Below are 15,418 nucleotides of genomic sequence, written 5' to 3' on the forward strand. Positions count from 1 at the left end.
GCCGCCGTATGCGCTACCGCATCACGGTGCCCGCGCTGTCGAGCACGAAGTCGACGCAGAACACGACGAGACGGTTTTGCGCGCGAATCGCGACGGCTGCCGTGTAGCAATCGCGGCCTTCGGTCAGCGAGAAGTGCGGGCCCATGAGCGCGACGCGCCCCGGCGCCGCGATCGCGCGCTGGAAGTACGGGCGCCGCGACCAGTTGCTGTGCGTCTCCGGGAACAGCGGCGAGAGTCGCGTGCCGCTCGTCTGGCCGTCCTCGGGACGCGCGCCGATCGACGGCAGGAACTGTTCGCCGATCTCGTCCGTGACGAACACCCGGCGTGCGGCCGGCACCACGAATACGCGCTGCGCGGCGTCCTGCAGGCTGCCGCTCGCGGAAAACGCGGCCGCGCCGGCGAGCACGAGCCGCTCGATCGCGTCGAAGCCCGGCTGCTCGGCGATCGCCGGCGTATGCCGGTGGGCGATGTAGCGTTGCCACGCGGCGTCGAGCATCGCGGGCGCCGCGGCGCTCGCGTGCGCGATCGATGCGTCGGGCTGGCCGAACTGGAAACCCTGGACGAAATCGATATCGGCCTCCATCAGCGTCTGCAGCGCGTCGTCGCTTTCGACGCCCTCGGCGAGCACCATCGCGCCGGCCTGGTGGAGCATCGATACCAGGTGATGCATGATGCGGCGATCGTCGGCCGACGCGTTCGCGCGTTCGACGAGCGATCGATCGAGCTTGACGATATCGGGCCGTGCGCGCCACACACGGTCGAAATTGGAGAACCCGGTGCCGAAATCGTCGATCGCGATCAGGAAGTCCCGGTGCTGGATCATGTCGATCGTGCGGGCGAGCGCGGCTTCATCGCGCGCCGGCTGCTCGACGACTTCCAGCACGATGCGGTTCGGCGGCAGCGCGAAATGACGGCACAGCGCCTCGACGAATTCGCGCTGCACGAGGCCGGAATCGAGCACGCGCGGCGTCACGTTCAGGAACAGCCAGCCGTCGCCGATGCCTTGCGCGACGAAATTGGCCGTATGCAGGCAGCGGGCGAGCCGGTCGAGCAGCAACGCGTCGGCAGCGGCACGCGTCCTGTCGAATAGCGCGACCGGCGAAACCAGCGCGCCGTTCTCGTCCACGACGCGCAGCAGCGCTTCGTAGCCGACCACGCGCTTGTGCGTGATCGACAGCACCGGTTGAAACACGCTGCGCAGCGTCGTTTCGCGATAGGTGGCGATCCAGCCGCTGGGCGTCGGCGTGAGGCGTTCGAGCAGGGAGTCGAGCGAGAGGTCGCGGGAGGGCTTCATGTCAACGGTGCCCTGGGGCGATCGGGGGGCGGTATCGTGCGCGCCACGCAGAAGCCGTCGCACGCGCAGGTGGACGCGAAAGAACGTGGTGCATCGTAACCGCCTTCTGCGGATGAGTGATCCGAGTGTAACGGGAATGGTGCGGCGCGCGTATCAGGGTAACTCCAGACGCAAACGCTACACCGACGGCTGGAAGGGGCCGCCCGCCCGGCGCGTGATACGCAAGGACCACCGGCCGTGTATGCGGCGACGGCTCCAAATATGCCGCGTGCATCGCGTGCGAAGAATGCGGCAAAGCGGCAAAGCCGGGCGGTTGCATCGCCATCAGGCGAAATTCGCTATGCGCCGTCGCGCACCGGTCGACCCGCGGCGCTCGCGGATTGGGGGGCGGCGCGTCGCGGGCAACCCGCACCGGCGGGTGCCGGCCCCGCCTGCCGCTCAGGCCGCTTCGCCGCCGCGCGGGCGCAGCCCGGGAATCCGCTTGATCACGCCGGTGGCGAGCGCGGTGCCGACGAGCACGATCGCGCAACCTTCGATCATTACGAGCGATACGTGTTCGCTGAGGAACAGCGCGCCCCACAGCAGGCCGAACACCGGGATCACGAACGTCACGGTAATCGCGCGGGCCGGGCCGATGTGCGCGATCAGGTGGAAGAAGATGAAATACGCGATGCCCGTGCAGGCGATGCCGAGCGCGAGCACGGCGCCCCACGCATGCGCGCTGACGGCCGCGGCGGGCCAGGTCGCGATCGCGAACGGCGCCAGCAGCACGGTCGAGCCGATCATGCTGCCGGTCGCGTTGACGAGCGGATCGACGCCGCTGAGCGTGCGCTTCGTGTAGTTGGCCGCGATGCCGTACAGCAGCGTCGCGCCGAGCGCGGCGGCGGCGGCGAGCGCGGTCGCGTTGGCGCCGGTGCTGCCGTGCGCGTTCGCGATCTGATCCCACACGAGCGTGAGGACGCCGGCAAAGCCGATCACGAGGCCGAGCGCGCGCGGCAGCGACAGCTTGTCTTTCAGCCACAGATAGGCGACGAGCGCGCCCCACAGCGGCGTCGTTGCGTTGATCACCGACGTCACGCCGGCCGACAGCGTCAGTTCGGCGAACGCGAACAGGCAGAACGGGATGCCTGAGTTGAGCGCGCCAACGACGAACAACGGCCACGCGCGACGGCGCAGCTGCGCGCCGAGCTCGGCGGGCCTGAAGCGCGTCAGCGCGAAGCCTGCGAGAAACAGCGCGCCGATGCCCACGCGCAGCGCCATCAGCGGCGCGACGCCGAAGTCGGCGACGCCGATCCGGATGAACAGGAACGACGCGCCCCACAGGGCAGCGAGGACGGTCAGCAGAAGGGCGTTCTTGGGCGACATTGAGCGTGGCGGCGACGGGACGGGATGCGAGGAATCTTACACCGCGTTCCCGTGCCGTCGTTTCACGATCGGATGAAATGGCAAGAACCGGCAAGAACCGGGGAAATCCGCTGGCCTCCGCCGCGAACCGGCCCGTGCGGTCGTTCAGTGATGGTGCCAGCCGCCGCGTCCGCCGAAGCCGAAATTGAGCGACACCGCGGGGCCCCAGTAACCGCCCCAGGCCGGGGCATAGGCGGGCGCCGGATAGTAGTACGCCGGGCCCGGATCGACATAGACGGGCGCGGGCTGCACGGGCGCCGCCGTGTAATAGCCGGACGGATAGTAGCCGTAAGGGTAGTAACAGCCGGCGAGCGTCGTGCACGCGAGCGCCGCGGCGACGAGGGTCCTGTTCATGATGTCTCTCCGGCGGAGCCGGCAATCGGCAGATGCTTAAGCTTAGGCCGCGCGGCGATGACAAGGTGCGCTAAACGGTAACGGATCATTTCCGGGCCGCTGCGGCGTGTTGCGGCGCCGCATATGAAAAACGGCGCTTCCGCCGTGCGGAAACGCCGTCAGGCCGGAACTTGCCGCGCGTCGCGCGGCAGCCGGGTAAGCCGGTCGGCTTATTTGCCGACCTGGTTGCCGATGATGCCGCCGGCTGCCGCGCCGCCCAGCGTCGACAGCGCGTTGCCGCCGATCGCCGCGCCGGCGACACCGCCGACACCTGCACCGATCGCGGTATCGCGCTGGCGCCGCGTCATCGAATCGCAGGCTGAAAGGCTGGCCACCGTCGCGACGAGCAGCGCGCATACCCCAAAACGCCGAATCGAATGGTTCATGATCGCTGTCCTTGTGGTAGTGAACGGAGGTCGCGCGGCCGCCTGACGGCCGCGCATGAATCCAATCTACGCGTCGCCCCGTGGCGCTGCTGTAAGGACTTGTTAAGGCTCGAGCGGTTTCGTAATCAATTGTTTCGCTTGCGCCGGCGGGCACACGGCATGCGCGCGAATGCAAAAAAAGCCCGCTCGTAAGCGGGCTTCCTGCCGTGCTTCACGAGGCGAAGCGGTCCGCGCGGACCGCCGCGTTCGCTTGCCGACTTACTGACGGTGATAAATCTCGGCGCCGGTCTTCACGAACTCGACCGCCTTGACCTCCATCCCCTTCTTCAGCGCCTCGGTTTCCGACACGCCTTGCTGTGCCGCGAACTCGCGCACGTCCTGCGTGATCTTCATCGAGCAGAAGTGCGGGCCGCACATCGAGCAGAAGTGCGCGACCTTCGCCGAATCCTTCGGCAGCGTCTCGTCGTGGAATTCGCGCGCCTTGTCCGGATCGAGACCGATGTTGAACTGGTCTTCCCAGCGGAACTCGAAACGCGCCTTCGACAGCGCGTTGTCGCGCACCTGCGCGCCGGGGTGACCCTTGGCCAGGTCGGCCGCGTGCGCGGCGAGCTTGTACGTGATGATCCCTTCCTTCACGTCGTCCTTGTTCGGCAGCCCGAGGTGCTCCTTCGGCGTCACGTAGCACAGCATCGCGGTGCCGAACCAGCCGATCATCGCGGCGCCGATGCCCGACGTGATGTGGTCGTAGCCCGGTGCGATGTCGGTGGTCAGCGGCCCGAGCGTGTAGAACGGCGCTTCCTTGCACCAGTCGAGCTGGAGATCCATGTTCTCCTTGATCAGCTGCATCGGCACGTGGCCGGGGCCTTCGATCATCACCTGCACGTCGTGCTTCCACGCGATTTGCGTGAGCTCGCCGAGCGTCTTCAGTTCGCCGAGCTGCGCTTCGTCGTTCGCGTCGTAGATCGAGCCGGGACGCAGGCCGTCGCCGAGCGAGAAGCTCACGTCGTACGCCTTCATGATCTCGCAGATCTCTTCGAAGTGTTCGTACAGGAAGCTTTCCTTGTGATGCGCGAGGCACCACTTCGCCATGATCGAGCCGCCGCGCGACACAATGCCCGTCATCCGGTTCGCCGTGAGCGGCACGTACTGCAGGCGGACGCCCGCGTGGATCGTGAAGTAGTCGACGCCTTGCTCGGCTTGCTCGATCAGCGTGTCGCGGAAGATTTCCCAGGTCAGGTCCTCGGCCTTGCCGTTGACCTTTTCGAGCGCCTGGTAGATCGGCACCGTGCCGATCGGCACCGGGCTGTTGCGGATGATCCACTCGCGCGTTTCATGGATGTGCTTGCCGGTCGACAGGTCCATCACCGTGTCGCCGCCCCAGCGGATCGCCCACGTCATCTTGTCGACTTCCTCGCCGATCGACGACGTGACGGCCGAGTTGCCGATGTTCGCGTTGATCTTCACGAGGAAGTTGCGGCCGATGATCATCGGCTCGGATTCCGGGTGGTTGATGTTCGCGGGGATGATCGCGCGGCCGCGCGCGACTTCCTCGCGCACGAACTCGGGGGTGATCTCGGCGAGTGCGTTCGCGCCGAAGGCCGCGGCGCCGAACGCCTGGCCCGGGTGCTGGCGGCCCATCATCGCGGCGAGCTTCGCGCCGTTCGGGCCGCTCGACTTGAGGCTCTCGATGTACTCGGCGCGGCGCTGGTTCTCGCGGATCGCGATGTATTCCATTTCCGGCGTGATGATGCCCTGGCGCGCGTAGTGCATCTGCGTGACGTTCTTGCCGGCTTGCGCGCGGCGCGGGTTGCGGTGCAGGCCCGGGAAACGCAGGTCGGCGGTGGCCGGGTCGGCCGCGCGCTCGAGGCCGTACTGGCTCGACAGGCCGTCGAGCACCTCGGTGTCGCCGCGCGCCTCGATCCAGCGCTGGCGCAGTGCCGGCAGGCCGGCGCGGATGTCGATCTTCGCGTCCGGATCGGTGTAGGGGCCCGACGTGTCGTACACGTAGATCGGCGGGTTCTTTTCGCCGCCGAAGCCGGTCGGGGTGTCGGCCTGCGTGATTTCACGCATCGGCACGCGGATGTCGGGCTGCGAGCCGGTTACATAAACCTTTCGCGAATTGGGCAGCGGGGCGACGGCGGCGGCGTCGACGTGGGCGTCCGCGGACAGAAACTTCGGATTGGCGTTCATGCAATCTCCTGTGTGAGCGCCGGACAGGCGCCACGGCGCTTGCCCGGAGCCCTTGACGAATGTGGGGCTCGAGCTAAGCAGGAGACGAGGCTTGGTGAGGCGGCGGATTTCGTCAGAAGGATGGCGGCGAAATCCGTACGCTTCCCTGCGCTGGCATTATCCAGATCAGGTTCAAAGGGTATTTCTCACCCGCAATGCCGGTTGTTTGACCGAACGCATTGCAGGACCCCCGCGTTAGCAGCGCACACGATACACTGGCTTCGCGGCGGTTTCAACCGGTGGCAGACCGATGGCCGCGGTGCAGTTGCAGCAATGCGGGCGGCGCGCCCGCCGCGCAAGCCGCGATGCATGACACCGCCGCACGGCCCTGCGGCCCGGCTGACGATGACGGCGCGGTGCAGCATTGCAGCGGTTTCGGCAGTCCCCGAAAAAAAATCTCGAAACGACTGTCATATCCCGCGACGTCCTCCGTCTATTCGGCTCCTCAAACCCATGTTTCGGAGAGATGTCATGAAAAAAGTACTGATCGCAGCCTGTGTCGCCGGTTTCGCCATGGCCGCAACGGGTGCGTATGCGCAGAACGACGCGATGTCGAAGGAAGGCGCGTCGATGTCGAAGGATGCGATGGGCCACGACGCGATGGCGAAGGACGGCGCGATGAAGAAAGACGCCATGAAGAAGCACGCGATGAAGAAGGACGCGATGAAGAAGGACGCGATGTCGCACGACGCGATGGGCAAGTCGACGTCGGGCGACAAGATGGCGCCGTCGAACTGACCGACGCGGGCGGGGCGCGGCCCGCGCGTGCGGTACACGAGGCCGCCCGTGCATCGCGCACCGCCGCTACGTTCCGGGAGTCTTCACCATGCAAACCGTTCCCGCTGCCGGGCGCACGGCTGCCACGCCGCCCGCGCGCAACATTCATCCGCTGTGGGTGCGTGTGAGCCACTGGCTCAACGCGCTCGCGGCGATCCTGATGGCACTGTCCGGCTGGCGCATCTACGATGCGTCGCCGATCTATCCGCCGTTCACGTTCGCGCACGGCATCACGCTCGGCGGCTGGCTGGGCGGCGCGCTCCAATGGCATTTCGCGGCGATGTGGCTGCTGGTCGGCAACGGGCTGTTCTACCTCGCGATGTCGATCGCGACGGGCCGTCTCGCGCGCAAGATGCTGCCGGTCACGCCGGCGTCGATATGGCGCGACGTGCGCGCGGCGCTGGGCGGCCGGTTGTCGCACGACGACCTGAGCGTCTACAACGCGGTGCAGCGTGCCGCGTACCTGACCGCAATCGTCGATCTGATCGTGCTGGTGCTGTCGGGGCTCACGATCTGGAAGTCCGTGCAGTTTCCGCTGCTGCGCGAGCTGTTCGGCGGTTACGACAACGCGCGCGTCGTGCACTTCTGGGCGATGTCGCTGCTCGTCGCGTTTTTCGTCGTACACGTCGCGATGGCGCTGCTGGTGCCGCGCTCGCTGCTCGCGATGCTGCGCGGCCGCTGACCCGCACGCCGCGGGCGAAGGAACTCATCATGTCGGAATCCGAAAACAACCGCGGTCGGCCGAGCTGGACGCTCGACCGCAAGTCGCTCGAGCTCGACGTGCGCCGCGAACTCGAGATGCCGTCGCGGCGCCTCTTCAACCGGCGCGTGCTGACGCTCGGCGGCCTGACGATGCTGACCGGCTGCACGCTGCAGGACGACGCGTCGGTCAACGCCTTCCTCGAGAAGGTGTCGCGCATGAACGATCGCGTGCAGGCCTGGCTGTTCAGCGGCGAGCGGCTCGCGCCGACCTATACCGAGGCCGACATCACGCGGCCGTTCCCGTTCAACGCGTATTACGGCATCGACGACGTGCCGCACGTCGACGCATCGACGTACCGGCTCGTGCTGTCGGGCCGGGTGACGGGCAAGCGCGTGTGGACGCTCGACGAGCTGTATGCGCTGCCGCACGCGGAGCAGATCACGCGGCACATCTGCGTGGAAGGGTGGAGCGCGATCGGCCGCTGGGGCGGCACGCCGTTCGGCGCGTTTCTGGCACGCGTCGGCGCCGATACGCACGCGAAATACGTCGGCTTCAAATGCGCGGACGATTACTACGAAAGCATCGACATGCCGACCGCGCTGCATCCGCAAACGCTGCTCGCATTCGATTACGACGGCCGCCGCCTGCCGCCCGAATTCGGCTTTCCGATGAAGCTGCGGATGCCGACCAAGCTCGGCTACAAGAATCCGAAGCACATCATGGAAATCTTCGTGACCGATACCTACCCGGGCGGCTACTGGGTCGATCAGGGCTACAACTGGTTCGGCGGATCGTGAGCGGCGGGGCGCGGCCGCGCCCGCCGTGCTTCACGCGGATTAGCGCACTTGCAGATCGACGCGCAGGCCGACCGCCGCCGCCATGTTGACGAGCGCGTCGAGCCCGAACAGGTTGATCTTGCCGCGCAGCAGATCGGACACGCGCGGCTGCGTGACGCCGAGCTGTTTCGCGGCCTGGGCCTGGCTGAGTTCGAGCTGCGCGATGCGCTGCTTGAGCGCGATCATCAGCTCGGAGCGCAGCTTCATGTTCTCGGCCTCGGCCGGCTGGCCCTCGATGGCGTCCCAGACATTCGTATAGCGTTCGTTGCTCATCGTTTCCTCTCGATCGTCAATGCGCGATAGCGCCGGGTGGCCAGTTCGACGTCGGCCTTGCAGGTGCGTGCCGATTGCTTGCGGAAGCAGTGCAGCACGTAGATCGCGTCCGCGAAGGTCGCGACATAGATGATCCGGAATGCCCCGCTCGCATCGCGCAGGCGGATTTCCCGCACGCCGACACCGATGGTGCGCATCGGCTTCCAGTCGTCGGGCGTCAGGCCGCGCTGCACCTGGTCGATCTGGTGGCCGGCTTCGCGGCGCGCCGCCAGCGGAAAGCCGCGAAGCGCATCCAGCGCGCTGCCGACGAAGACGACCGGCTTCGGCGGAAGGATGGTGGAATTATACAAAATCTTGTATGGATGGTGTGCGGGTTGAACGGACAAAATGTCGGCGCCCGGATCGGCAGGCCGACCGTCACGATAAGCGCGAAGCAACCCCCGCGATGCATGACTGGCCGTCAGGCCGATGGATCGATCGCGATGGGCGGGGAAGGGCGTCGGGCGATGTCCGCGACGTCTGTGCAGCGCGTTTCCGGCCCCGGATTCGGTTCGTCCGGATGCCGAAAAATGTCGCGCCGAAACGTCAGTCGATATCCTTTCAGACAGGTCCGATGATGCTTTCGAATCCGTGATGCCATAATGCCGAGCGTGCGCAACCGAAGCGGTCTGCGCACGTTTTCCTGACCCTCTGCCGCCGCTTGCCGGTTCTTATTCGTCGCCGTTCGCACTGCCATGTCGTTCCGCACGTTCGTCTCCGCCTTCCTGGTCCCGTCAGGGCCGTTTGCCGGCATCGCCGGCGTCTTTCAGCGGAGCACGCGACACGTCGTGCGGGCGGGCTGATCGATGACACCGCTCGACCGCCTCCTCGATTTCCTCGCCCGCCTGCCGATCCGGATCCGCCTGCCGCAAAGCCGCGGCGGCCGTGTCGCACTGGCCCTGGTATTCATCTATTTCGTCTGGGGTTCGACCTACAGCGGCCTGCATTTCGCGCTGCAGTCGTTCCCGCCGTTGCTGCTGTCGGGGCTGCGCAACCTGCTCGGCGGGATCGGCCTGTTCATCTTCGCGCTGAGGCGCAAGCCCGAATGGCCGACGCTGCTGGAAATCCGCAACTCGGCGATCGTCGGCACGATGCTGGTCGCGCTGTCGTCCGGCACGATCGCGCTCGGGATGCGCACCGTCAGCAGCGGCTCGGCCGCGGTGATGGTCGCGACGGTGCCGCTGTTCGCGACCGTGATCGCGGCGGTCGCCGGGCGTCCGGTGACGAAGGGCGAGTGGGCGGCCGTCGCGCTCGGGATGGTCGGCATCGTCGTGCTGAATTCGGGCGGCGCGGGCGCCGCGAACTCGGCGCTCGGCACGATCTGCGTGCTCGCCGGCGCACTCTTCTGGGCGGGCGGCGCGCATCTCGCGACGCGGCTCAAGCTGCCGTCGGACCTGTTCCTGTCGACGTCGCTGCAGATCGGCCTGGGCGGGTTGATGTCCACGATCGCCGCATGGCTGATGGGCGAGCGCATCGAGCAGGTCGCGGTCGGCCCGGTGTTCGCGTTCGTGTACCTGATGGTGTTCTGCACGATGGCCGCGTACGTCGCGTACGGCTACCTGATCCGCCATACGAGCCCGATCATCGCGAGCAGCTGCATGTACGTGAACCCGATCGTCGCGGTCGCGCTCGGCGCGCTGATGCTCGGCGAGCCCGTGACGACGGCGACCGTGATCGCGACGGTCGCGATCCTCGGCAGCGTCGGGCTGTCGTTCGTGTTCGATCCCGCGCGCCGGCCCGCGGCGCGCGCGGCAGCCGACGCTTCATCGGCCCCGGTGACCGTGGCCGCCGAACCGGCGGCGGGGGCGGCGTCCGTGCCGGATCAGGCAGCGATGCCGGACGCGGCGCCGATCCTCGCGCCTTCCGCGGTACCGCTTGCGGTGCCGGCACCGGGCGCCGTCGTGGACCCGGCCGCGGTCATGGATCCCGCGCCGGCATTCACGCTTCCGCCGGCCGACGAACCGGCCGCGTCCCGCGCCGACGCGTGACGCCGGCGCGCGCGGCGGCGTTCAGCCGCGCCGTGCGCCGCGATGATGGGACCAGCCGGCGAGCGCGGCAAACAGCAGGCCGGTCGCGCACATGCCGGTCCAGCCGAACGCGTGCCACGCGGCGACGCCGGCCGACGAGCCGAGCGCGCCGCCGATGAAGTAGCACACCATGTACACGGTGTTGACGCGACTGCGCGCCTCGGGTTTCAGCGCATAGATGCGCGACTGGTTCGAGATCTGCGCGGCCTGCACGCCGACATCCAGCACGATCACGCCAATCACGAGCCCGACGAGGCTCGTCCCCGACAGCGCGAAAATCACGAACGACGCCGCGAGCAGTGCGATCGCGAGCGAGATGATCGCGCGCGGGCCGCGCTTGTCCGCGAAACGGCCCGCATATGGCGCGGCCAGCGCACCGGCCGCGCCGACGATCCCGAAGAGCCCCGCGGCCTGCGGGCCGAGGTGGAACGGCGCGCCGGCGAGCAGCAGCGTGAGCACCGGCCAGAACGCGCTGAACGCGGCGAACAGCGCGGCGCCGGTCAGCGATGCCTCGCGCAGCCCGCGCAGTTCGACCGCGAGGTGCCACATCGAGCCGAGCAGCTTGCCGTACGACAGCGTCGACGTTGGCGAACTGCGCGGCAGCCGCAGCACGATCACCGCGGCCAGCGCGACGAGCGCCGCGACCGATGCACCGAACACCGCCCGCCAACCAAAATATTCGGCGACGAAGCCGGCCGCCGTGCGCGCCAGCAGGATGCCGAGCAGCAAGCCGCTCATCACGGTGCCGACCGCATGCCCGCGCTCGGCCGGCGGCGCGATTTCGGCCGCGAACGGCACGGCCTGCTGCGCGATCGTCGCGAGCACGCCGATCGCGAGGCTCGCGCCGGCGAGTACCGCCAGCGATGGCGCGGTCGCGGCCACGATCAGCGCGATCGACAGGCCCGCGATCTGCATCAGGATCAGCCCGCGGCGATCGAAACGGTCGCCGAGCGGCGCGAGCAGGAACATGCCGGCCGCATAGCCGAGCTGCGTCGCGGTCGGCACCGCGCCGATCCACGACGCGCCGTCGGGAAAGGCCGAGCGGAAGCTGTCGAGCAGCGGCTGGTTGTAATAGATGTTCGCGACCGACACGCCCGCGATCGTCGCGAGCAGCAACAGCAGGCTGCGCGAGTAGTGGGGCGAGGCGGCGTCGGTCGGGCGGTCGGTGGAGGCGGCGGACATGGCGGCAACGGAACGGAGTTGGGCGGCGTGGGCGCGCGGCACGGCGTCGGCTGCGCAGGCGGCCGGGCGCCGATCGAGGCTGCCGATCATACCGGAGCACGGTGAATCCTGCCGGCCGTGCCGCCAGGCGGCCGGGCGGCGCGACAGGGGCGCGATCGACCACCACGGGCCGCGACCGCTCGCAGCCGCCCGTCATCGCGCGCGACGCGCGCCTTCAGTCGACCAGTTCGCCGCTCGGCTCATAGAACGGGTAAGGCCCGTCGCCTTCGTCCACGTACACGTGATGGGACATCATTCCCGCTTCCGGCGTATAAGCGTGCACCGCGAATGCGGGCGGCTCGAGCCGGAACGCGGACGGCGCGTCCGCGCGCAGGTCGAACGCGACCTGGTGCGCGGGCGCCGGCACGGCCGACGCAAGCGTGCCGCCGAAGCGCGTGAACATCGTCCGGTGCACGTGGCCGCACAGCACGCGTTCCACGTTCGGATGGCCGCGCAGCAGCGCATCGAGTTTCGCGGCGGCGGCGGGCGCGAGGCGCAGCGCGTCCATGTGCCCGATCCCGCATGCGAACGGCGGATGGTGAAGCGCGACGATCACCGGCCGGTCGCGTGCGGCGTCGAGCTGCGCGGCGAGCCACGCGAGCCGCGCATCGCACAGGTCGCCGGGGCTCGCGCCGGGCACCTGCGAATCGAGCGCGAGCACGCGCACGGCGCCGACGTCGAGCGCGTACTGCACGAATTCGCCGTCCTGCAATTCGGGACGATCGGCGAACGCGCGCCGCAACCCCGCGCGATCGTCGTGATTGCCGACCATCAGGTAATACGGAATCTCGAGCGGCGCGAGCAGGTCGCGCAGATGGCGGTATTCGTCGTCGTGACCGAAGTCGGTCAGGTCGCCCGTGACGAGCACCGCGTCGGGACGCGGCACCAGCGCGTTCAGCTTCGCGATGCAGCGCGCGAGCGCGGCGGCGGTGTCGACGCGCCGGTACGCGAGCTGGCCCGGACGCTTGATATGAAGATCGCTGATTTGAGCAAGCAGCATCGTCGTTCCTCGGAATGTCTGGTTATCGTGGGGCGGTGTTACGCGGCGAGTGCGATCAGGCCTTCCGCCGCGATCGTGAGGCCGACCGCCGTGCCGCGCGCGAGCTCGATGCGGCCCGGCACGTCGATCACGAGTGCATCGGGCGCCGCCTGCTCGATCGTGAGCCGCGTGCGCTCGCCGAGGAACGCGCACGCGCCGATCGCGCCGCGCAGCGGCGCATGCGCGGGATCGGCGAGCTGCGCATCCTCCGGGCGGAAGAACCACTCGTCGGCGGCGTGCGGCGTGACGATCGAGCCACCGGTCGTCACGAGCGCGCCGTCGCGCCATTGTCCCGCAAGCCGGTTCAGCGTGCCGATGAACTGCGCGACCGTGCGGTTCGCCGGCCGGTAATAGATGTCGCGCGGCGTGCCGATCTGCTCGATGCGGCCCGCGCCCATCACGACGATCCGGTCGCCGAGCTCCATCGCCTCCGCCTGGTCGTGCGTCACGTACACGGTCGTCACGCCGAGTTCGCGCAGCAGCGCGTTCATCTCGCGGCGCAGCACGTCGCGCAGTTTCGCGTCGAGCGCGGTCAGCGGCTCGTCGAGCAGCAGCACGCGCGGGCGCACCGCAAGCGCGCGCGCCAGCGCGACACGCTGGCGCTGGCCGCCCGACAGCTGATCGACCGGTTTGTCCGCATGCGCGTCGAGCCGCATCATCGCGAGCAATTCGTCGACGCGTTCGCGCAGCGCGCGCGGCTCGGTCTTGCGGATCTTCAGCCCGTAGCCGACGTTGCCGCGCACCGTCAGGTTCGGGAACAGCGCGTAGTTCTGGAACACCATGCCGACCTGGCGACGCTCGATCGGCAGCGCGGTCACGTCGTCGCCGCCGAACCGGATCGTGCCGCCGGCGTCCGGCGTGTCGAGGCCGGCGATCAGGCGCAGCGTCGTCGTCTTGCCGCAGCCCGACGGGCCGAGCAGCACGAGCGTCTCGCCCGCGCCGATCGACAGGTCGAGCGGTTCGAGCACGCGCGTGCCGCGGAACGTCTTCGCGCAGCGGGTCAGGGTGATGGGAGTGGAATCGAGTTTCATGGGAGCGGGAAAGTCAACGCAGGGTCAGCGCGGGCGACGCTTCGGCGCGCGCGTGCCGGACGGATCGACGCCGAGCCACTGCATCGCAACGAGAAGCGGCAGTGTCATCAGCAGGAACACGATCGTGTACGCGCTGCCGACTTCGAGGCGCAGCGATGCATAGGTGTCGGCGAGACCGACGGGCAGGGTCTTCGTATCGGGCGTATGCAGCATCCACGTCAGGTTGAATTCGCCGATCGACAGCGTGAGCACCGCGAGTGCGCCCGCGACGATGCCGGGGCGCAGGTTCGGCAGCACGATCGTGACGAAGCGCGTGACGAACGACGCGCCGAGACTCGCCGCGCCTTCCTCGATCGTGCGCAGGTCGGCGCCGGCGGCGACGGCCGCGACCGCGCGCACCATGAACGGCAGCGTGAACACGACGTGGCCGACGACGATGAACCACAGGCTCATCCGGAACGCGGTGAAGCCGCCGTACACGACCAGCAGCGCGAGCGCCGACGCGAGGCCCGGCAGCGCGACCGGCAGCACGAGCGCCTCCTCGATCACGCGGGCGACGCGGTTCTTGCTGCGCGCGAGCGCATAGCCGGCCGGCACGCCGACGACGAGCACGATCGCGAGCGTCGCGAACGCGACGCCGAGCGACAGCGCGACCGAGCCCTGGTATTGCTGCCACACCTGTTCGAGCCAGCGCAGCGTGAGGCCGCTCGACAGCCCGCGGAAATAGTTGACGGTGAGGCCCGCGAGCACCGACATCACGACGGGCACGATCAGGAACGCGCACAGCAGCAGCGTGACGCCCCATTGCAGCGCGGCGATCGCACGCGCGCCCGACACGCGCGGCGCGCGGCGTGCGGCGCCGTTCGCATGCGACGGGGCGGGCGCCGGCGACGGCGCGGATGAACCGGAAAGCGATTGCATGAAGAAATCCTCAGGCCGCGGCGGCGGCGGTGTGGCCGGTAAAACGGCGCGCGAGCGCGAGCACGGCCCAGGTGACGATGCCGAGCACGATCGACAGGCCTGCCGCCGTCGCGATGTTCGCGTTCAGCGTGAACTCGGTGTAGATCGTCATCGGCAGCACGTTCAGGTCGGTGGCGAGCGTGAAGGCGGTGCCGAACGCGCCCATCGCGGTCGCGAAGCAGATCGCGCCGGCCGCGATCAGGCCCGGCGCGAGCGCCGGCAGCACGATGTCGACAAAGATGCGCCACGGCGACGCGCCAAGCGAGCGCGCGGCTTCCTCGAGCGATGCGTCGAGCTTCGACGCGGCCGCGATCACCGTGACGATCACGCGCGGAATCGAGAAGTACAGGTAGCCGACGAACAGCCCGGCGACCGAATACGCGAACACCCACTTGTCGCCGGTCAGCTTCGCGGACAGCATTCCGATCAGCCCTTGCCGGCCGGCGAGCATGATCACCATGAAGCCGACCACGACGCCCGGGAATGCAAGCGGAAAGGTGAGCAGCGCGAGCAGCACGCGCTTGCCGGCGAATTCGCGGCGCGCGAGCAGCAAGCCGGAGATCGTCGACAGCGCGAGCGTCGCGAGCGTGACGCCGGCCGACAACGCGACCGTTTCGCCGAGGCTCTTCATGTAACGCGCGTTGCCGAGCAGCGCCCCGTACTGCGTGAGGAAGGCGCCGTCGGCGGACACCCGCACGAGTGCCGCCATCGGCAGCAGCCAGAACGCGGCGAACACCGCGAGCGCCGGCGCGGTGAGCGCGACGCGCCAGCGCAGCGGGAAAGTCAGGTCGAGCATGGCTTGAGTC

The 15,418-nt window shown here is 68.5% G+C and carries 16 protein-coding genes and 1 riboswitch; of the genes, 4 read left to right on the top strand and 12 right to left on the bottom strand.

Annotated features, from left to right (window positions below; translation table 11 throughout):
• Positions 1 to 13: 13 nt before the first annotated feature.
• From HWX22_RS22305 to thiC, 5 genes are all read right to left on the bottom strand, one after another.
• On the bottom strand, positions 14 to 1,294 hold the full coding sequence (locus tag HWX22_RS22305; RefSeq protein WP_059815862.1) for an EAL domain-containing protein: 1,281 nt from the start codon (positions 1,292 to 1,294) through the stop codon (positions 14 to 16).
• A 438-nt stretch (positions 1,295 to 1,732) separates the two neighbouring features.
• Entirely contained in the window at positions 1,733 to 2,659 is a 927-nt protein-coding gene (locus HWX22_RS22310; RefSeq protein WP_059815859.1) for a DMT family transporter, read from the bottom strand.
• Between the two features lie 144 nt (positions 2,660 to 2,803).
• Positions 2,804 to 3,052, bottom strand: a complete 249-nt coding sequence (locus tag HWX22_RS22315; protein WP_059523584.1) for a hypothetical protein — start codon at positions 3,050 to 3,052, stop codon at positions 2,804 to 2,806.
• 209 nt (positions 3,053 to 3,261) lie between these two features.
• Entirely contained in the window at positions 3,262 to 3,477 is a 216-nt protein-coding gene (locus HWX22_RS22320) for a glycine zipper 2TM domain-containing protein (protein WP_059449419.1), read from the bottom strand.
• 258 nt (positions 3,478 to 3,735) lie between these two features.
• Complete coding sequence (gene thiC / locus HWX22_RS22325) at positions 3,736 to 5,667, bottom strand: phosphomethylpyrimidine synthase ThiC (protein WP_059815853.1); 1,932 nt, start codon at positions 5,665 to 5,667, stop codon at positions 3,736 to 3,738.
• Positions 5,668 to 5,791: 124 nt separating this feature from the next.
• A riboswitch (TPP riboswitch) is annotated at positions 5,792 to 5,908 on the bottom strand.
• A 269-nt stretch (positions 5,909 to 6,177) separates the two neighbouring features.
• Here thiC and HWX22_RS22330 point away from each other — a divergent pair.
• From HWX22_RS22330 to HWX22_RS22340, 3 genes are all read left to right on the top strand, one after another.
• A complete protein-coding gene (locus HWX22_RS22330; RefSeq protein ID WP_175916410.1) occupies positions 6,178 to 6,444 on the top strand; it encodes a pentapeptide MXKDX repeat protein in 267 nt (88 codons plus the stop codon).
• An 88-nt stretch (positions 6,445 to 6,532) separates the two neighbouring features.
• On the top strand, positions 6,533 to 7,165 hold the full coding sequence (locus tag HWX22_RS22335; protein ID WP_059523575.1) for a cytochrome b/b6 domain-containing protein: 633 nt from the start codon (positions 6,533 to 6,535) through the stop codon (positions 7,163 to 7,165).
• Between the two features lie 29 nt (positions 7,166 to 7,194).
• A complete protein-coding gene (locus tag HWX22_RS22340; protein ID WP_175916411.1) occupies positions 7,195 to 7,983 on the top strand; it encodes a molybdopterin-dependent oxidoreductase in 789 nt (262 codons plus the stop codon).
• A gap of 39 nt (positions 7,984 to 8,022) precedes the next feature.
• Here HWX22_RS22340 and HWX22_RS22345 read toward each other — a convergent pair whose 3' ends face one another.
• Both HWX22_RS22345 and HWX22_RS22350 read right to left on the bottom strand, forming a co-directional pair.
• Positions 8,023 to 8,295, bottom strand: a complete 273-nt coding sequence (locus HWX22_RS22345) for an XRE family transcriptional regulator (protein WP_059523570.1) — start codon at positions 8,293 to 8,295, stop codon at positions 8,023 to 8,025.
• A complete protein-coding gene (locus HWX22_RS22350; protein WP_175916412.1) occupies positions 8,292 to 8,645 on the bottom strand; it encodes a type II toxin-antitoxin system RelE/ParE family toxin in 354 nt (117 codons plus the stop codon). Before HWX22_RS22350 ends, HWX22_RS22345 begins: the two co-directional genes overlap by 4 nt.
• Before the next feature lie 495 nt (positions 8,646 to 9,140).
• On the opposite strand from HWX22_RS22350, the gene HWX22_RS22355 reads away from it, so the two are divergent.
• The gene (locus HWX22_RS22355; protein ID WP_059815837.1) at positions 9,141 to 10,322 is read left to right on the top strand and encodes an EamA family transporter; all 1,182 of its coding nucleotides are present in this window, start codon (positions 9,141 to 9,143) and stop codon (positions 10,320 to 10,322) included.
• Positions 10,323 to 10,343: 21 nt separating this feature from the next.
• On the opposite strand, the gene HWX22_RS22360 is transcribed toward HWX22_RS22355, so the two are convergent.
• From HWX22_RS22360 to HWX22_RS22380, 5 genes are all read right to left on the bottom strand, one after another.
• A complete protein-coding gene (locus tag HWX22_RS22360; protein ID WP_175909621.1) occupies positions 10,344 to 11,543 on the bottom strand; it encodes an MFS transporter in 1,200 nt (399 codons plus the stop codon).
• A 214-nt stretch (positions 11,544 to 11,757) separates the two neighbouring features.
• A complete protein-coding gene (locus HWX22_RS22365; protein ID WP_175909619.1) occupies positions 11,758 to 12,582 on the bottom strand; it encodes a phosphodiesterase in 825 nt (274 codons plus the stop codon).
• Positions 12,583 to 12,620: 38 nt separating this feature from the next.
• The gene (locus HWX22_RS22370) at positions 12,621 to 13,652 is read right to left on the bottom strand and encodes an ABC transporter ATP-binding protein (RefSeq protein ID WP_059691138.1); all 1,032 of its coding nucleotides are present in this window, start codon (positions 13,650 to 13,652) and stop codon (positions 12,621 to 12,623) included.
• Between the two features lie 24 nt (positions 13,653 to 13,676).
• Positions 13,677 to 14,573, bottom strand: coding sequence for an ABC transporter permease subunit (locus HWX22_RS22375; protein WP_059691139.1), 897 nt, complete (start codon positions 14,571 to 14,573; stop codon positions 13,677 to 13,679).
• A 10-nt stretch (positions 14,574 to 14,583) separates the two neighbouring features.
• Positions 14,584 to 15,408, bottom strand: coding sequence for an ABC transporter permease (locus HWX22_RS22380; RefSeq protein ID WP_175916413.1), 825 nt, complete (start codon positions 15,406 to 15,408; stop codon positions 14,584 to 14,586).
• Positions 15,409 to 15,418 lie beyond the last annotated feature (10 nt).

Source organism: Burkholderia sp. BCC1638, from assembly GCF_902833195.1.
GTDB lineage: Bacteria > Pseudomonadota > Gammaproteobacteria > Burkholderiales > Burkholderiaceae > Burkholderia > Burkholderia diffusa.